The sequence below is a fragment of the Leucobacter sp. M11 genome, assembly GCF_035726885.1.
In the GTDB taxonomy this organism is placed as follows: Bacteria; Actinomycetota; Actinomycetes; order Actinomycetales; family Microbacteriaceae; genus JAPFRB01.
In genome coordinates, this window is the sequence record NZ_JAPFRB010000001.1 from 645,096 (window position 1) to 649,196 (window position 4,101).

Genomic DNA, 4,101 nt, shown 5'->3' on the forward strand with positions numbered 1-4,101 from the left:
GCTGAAGACCGCGGCGAGGCCGAAAGCCGCCAGGGTGTTGCCGAGCGCCTTGAGGATCTGCTCCCAGACCGTCGCGTAGGTGAAAATGCCCCACTTGGTCGCGGAGAACTGGCCGGAAAGCGCGAGCCGGTAGGTGAGGAACCCGAGGACGGCGAGGACCACGAGCACCGTGGCGACCGCGATGAATCGGTTGCGCAGGATGGCCCGGGGGCCGGGCACGTCGTATAGGACGGAGGTGCTCATCGCACGATCCTCCACTTCTTCTCGAGACGGTTCTGCACGAAGCTGAGCGCGAGGACCAGCACCACGAACACGAGCGCGACCCAGAGCAGCACTTCCATCGGGCTGCCCGGCCGGTCGCCGGAGTCGTTGATGGTGGCCCGGAGCTGAGCGAGTTCGGAGACGGAGAAGCCCGCCGCAATCGTCGTGTTCTTCAGGAGCGCGATGAACACGCTCATCATGGGCGGCACCACCGAGCGGAACGCCTGCGGCAGCACGACGGAGCCCATGACCTGGCCGAAGGAGAGCCCGACCGCTCGGGCCGCCTCTGCCTGCCCGACGGGCACGGTGTTAATGCCGGCGCGCAGCACCTCGGCGACGTAGGTCGCCGTGTAGATGCCGATCGCGAGGATGCCGAGCACCGTGGAGTCCATCCGGGGCAACCCCAGCGAGGGGTAGCCGAACACGAAGAAGAAGAACACGAGCGTGAGCGGGGTGTTGCGGATGAGGGTGACGTAGACCGTGCCGACGCCGCGCGCGATGGGCACGGGCGAGACCCGCATCGCCCCGACGACGAGGCCGAGGACGAGGGCGATCAGCCCGCCGCCCGCGAACACGACGAGGGTGTTCTTGATCGCGGTTCCCCAGAGGTCCAGGTTCCCGAAGATGACGTCCATTCGACTGCCTTCTGTGCCGGAGGCGTCCGGGGGCGGGCCTGCCGCCCCCGGACGTCAAGGGTTAGTACGCGTTGACCTTGGGCTGGTCGACCGTGATGCCGGAGTCGCCGAGGTTCTTGTCGAAGATCTCGGTCCAGGTGTCGCCGCCGTCGGTCAGCATCTCGTTGATGTGGCCGCGGAGCACGTCGTCGCCCTTGGCCAGGCCGATGCCGTATTCCTCGGTGGTCAGCAGCGGCCCGGTGGTGACCATGAGCTTGTCGGGGTCCTGGGCGGCGTAGCCGATCAGGATCGCCTGGTCGGTCGTGACCGCGTCAACCTGGCCGTTCTTCAGGTTGTCGACGCAGGCCGAGTAGAGATCAAACTCCTCGGTTTTGATGCCGGGGAAGTTCTCCTTGATGTTCTGGATCGGGGTCGAGCCGGTTGCCGAGCAGACCTTCTTGCCCTCCAGCTCCTCCAGAGACTGGTAATCGGGCTCGCCCTGCTTCACGAGGAGGCCCTGGCCGGTGACAAAGTAGGGACCGGCGAAGTCGATGAGCTCTTTGCGCTTGTCGTTGATCGAGTAGGTGCCGACGTAGTAGTCGATGTCACCATTCACGATGGCCTGCTCACGGTTCGCGGAGGCGATCGGCTTGTACTCGATCTGCTTCTCGTCGAAGCCCAGGGAGCTGGCCACCCAGCGGGCGATGTCCACGTCGAAGCCGCTGCGTTCCTGGGTGACGTTGTCGAAGTAGCCGAGGTTGGGCTGGTCTTCCTTGACGCCGATGACAACCTTCCCGCGCTCCTGCATCTTGTCGAAGGTGGGGCTGCCCTCGAGGGTGACCCCCTCGGCGACGGGCGTGCTCTCGGACTCGGACGGGCTGCCGCTCGCACAGCCGGAGAGGGCGAGCGCGGCCGCGCTGACGAGGCCGATCGTGGCGAAGATTCTCTTGAAGCGCATGACACGTTCCCTTCGGTTGGTTCCGGGCCGCGACTGCGCGGCCCGGGTGGGTCAATTGGTGATGAGTTTGGAGAGGAAGTCGCGGGCGCGATCCGTCTTGGGGTTCGTGAAGAACTCCTCGGGGGTCGCCGATTCCAGGATCTGGCCGTCGGCCATAAACACGACCCGGTCGGCCGCCTTGCGGGCGAAGCCCATCTCGTGGGTGACGACGATCATCGTCATGCCCTCCTTGGCGAGCCCGACCATGACGTCGAGGACCTCGTTGATCATCTCGGGGTCGAGCGCGCTCGTGGGCTCGTCGAAGAGCATGACCTTGGGTCGCATGGCCAGGGCCCGGGCGATCGCGACGCGCTGTTGCTGACCGCCCGAGAGCTGGGCGGGGAGCTTCTCGGCCTGCTTCTCCACGCCGACGCGGGTGAGCAGGGCCATCGCCTCGCGCTTCGCGTCCGACGTCGAGAGACCGAGCACCTTGATCGGGCCGAGCGTCACGTTCTCCAGGATCGTGAGGTGCGCGAAGAGATTAAAGGACTGGAAAACCATGCCGACCTCGGCGCGGAGCTTCGCGAGCCCCCGGCCCTCGGCGGGAAGCTCGGTGCCGTCGATCCGGATCGAACCGCTCGTGATGGTCTCCAGGCGGTTGATGGAGCGGCACAGTGTGGACTTGCCGGAGCCGGAGGGACCGATCACCACGACGACCTCGCCGCGGTTCACCGTGAGGTTCACGTCCGTGAGGGCCTGGAATTCCCCGTAGTGCTTCTGCACGTTTTCGACGACGACCAGCGGTTCGCTCGCACTCATCCTGTTCCACCTTTGGATCATGACCGCGAACGCACACCTGCGCCGCTCGGCCCCTGTTGACTGACCGGGTTGCTCGGGTGAGCGAAAAAAGCTCACCGTCGAACCGCGCCACTCACGCTACCCAGGCTGACCGGGCTCGGCATCGTCCTTGAGGGTTTCTTGAGGCTCGCCTTGAGCTTGCCTTGAGCTTCCCGAGCGCACGCCCCCGCGCTGCGGGGCAGGGGGTGCGGGACAGCGGGCCGGGACAGCGGGGCCGCGGAGTAGGGGCCCGGGCGCGGCTCAGGACCCGTTCCGGCTCCGCACGTAGTATTCCGCGGCACCCGGGTGGAGCGGGATCGGGTCGGTGAAGATCGCCTGCCGCCGGTCGAGGAGCGCCACGGCGGGCACCGTGGGCGACAGCCGGACCTTCGCGTCGAAGAGCACCCGGGTGGCCTCGGCCACGAGCGCCTCCGGGGCGTCGGCGGAGGTAATCAGCACATTTGGCACCGTCATCGTCTCGACCGCGTCGTGGGTACCATAGGCCCCCAGCGGGAGGTCGGTGACCCGGTAGATCCCGGACCGCTCGGGGCCCATCTGCTCGACGACGCTCGGGCTAATCGGCAGCATCCGGAGCGCGATCCGCTCCGAGAGGGCGTCGATGCCGGGCGTGGGCACGCCGCCAACCCAGAAGAACGCGTCGATCTCCCCGCGCTCCAGGGCCGCCACCGAGTCGTCGATGCCGAGCGCTCGGCGATCGACCCCGGACTGCGCGATGCCCGCCGCCGCGAGCACCCGCTCGGCGATCACGGTCACCCCGGAGTCCGCTTCCCCCACCGACACCCGGAGCCCGGCGAGGTCCGAGAGCTCCTCGGCGGCGGACTCCTCGGGGACGACGACCTGGACGTACTCGTCGTACACTCGCGCGACCGCGGTGATCGGCAACGGCTCGGAGAACGCCCCCGTGCCCGCGATCGCGTCGGCCGTGGCATCCGCCTGGGCGAAACCGAGCAGCGCCTCCCCCTGCCCCACGCGCCGGAGATTATCCACCGATCCCCCGGTCTGCACCGAGGCGATGTCGAAGCCCGCGTCGCGAAGCTCAGCCGCGAGCCCCGCGCCGTAGGCGTTGTAGATTCCCGTCGCGGCGCCGGAGGCGATCACCTGCGGCCCCGCGTCCCGCGCTGCGCCGCCGCAGCCCGTGAGCGCGGCGGCGGCGACCAGGGACGCGAGCAGTCCGGCGACGCGGGACCGCCAGCCCCGGCCCTGGGGTGCCCCGTTACACATCGGGCACCCCCGCTTCTGCCGGGAGCGCGGCTGCGCCATCGGCGGGCAGGCACAGCGAGACGCGGAGCCCGCCGCCCGCCGGGGAGTCGAGCGCCACCCGGCCGCCGAGGGTCTCCATCAGGTCAGCGGCGATCGCGAGGCCCAACCCGGAGCCCGGCAGGTTCTGATCCAGGGCGCTGCGCCAAAAGCGGCCCGTCGCCTGCTCCAGCT

5 protein-coding genes and 1 pseudogene are annotated in these 4,101 nt (G+C 68.6%); all 6 read right to left on the reverse strand.

Annotated features, from left to right (window positions below):
- Window positions 1-243 (reverse strand): annotated as a pseudogene (locus OOT08_RS03340) (amino acid ABC transporter permease); the annotation flags it as partial.
- Entirely contained in the window at window positions 240-896 is a 657-nt protein-coding gene (locus OOT08_RS03345) for an amino acid ABC transporter permease (protein WP_325091124.1), read from the reverse strand. The gene OOT08_RS03345 and the pseudogene OOT08_RS03340, both read right to left, overlap by 4 nt.
- Window positions 897-957: 61 nt before the next feature.
- A complete protein-coding gene (locus OOT08_RS03350; RefSeq protein ID WP_325091125.1) occupies window positions 958-1,833 on the reverse strand; it encodes a glutamate ABC transporter substrate-binding protein in 876 nt (291 codons plus the stop codon).
- A gap of 51 nt (window positions 1,834-1,884) precedes the next feature.
- A complete protein-coding gene (locus tag OOT08_RS03355) occupies window positions 1,885-2,631 on the reverse strand; it encodes an amino acid ABC transporter ATP-binding protein (protein ID WP_325091126.1) in 747 nt (248 codons plus the stop codon).
- Window positions 2,632-2,910: 279 nt separating this feature from the next.
- On the reverse strand, window positions 2,911-3,891 hold the full coding sequence (locus OOT08_RS03360) for a TAXI family TRAP transporter solute-binding subunit (protein ID WP_325091127.1): 981 nt from the start codon (window positions 3,889-3,891) through the stop codon (window positions 2,911-2,913).
- The coding region (locus OOT08_RS03365) for an ATP-binding protein (RefSeq protein ID WP_325091128.1) at window positions 3,884-4,101 on the reverse strand (218 nt) is incomplete at its 5' end. The genes OOT08_RS03365 and OOT08_RS03360, both read right to left, overlap by 8 nt.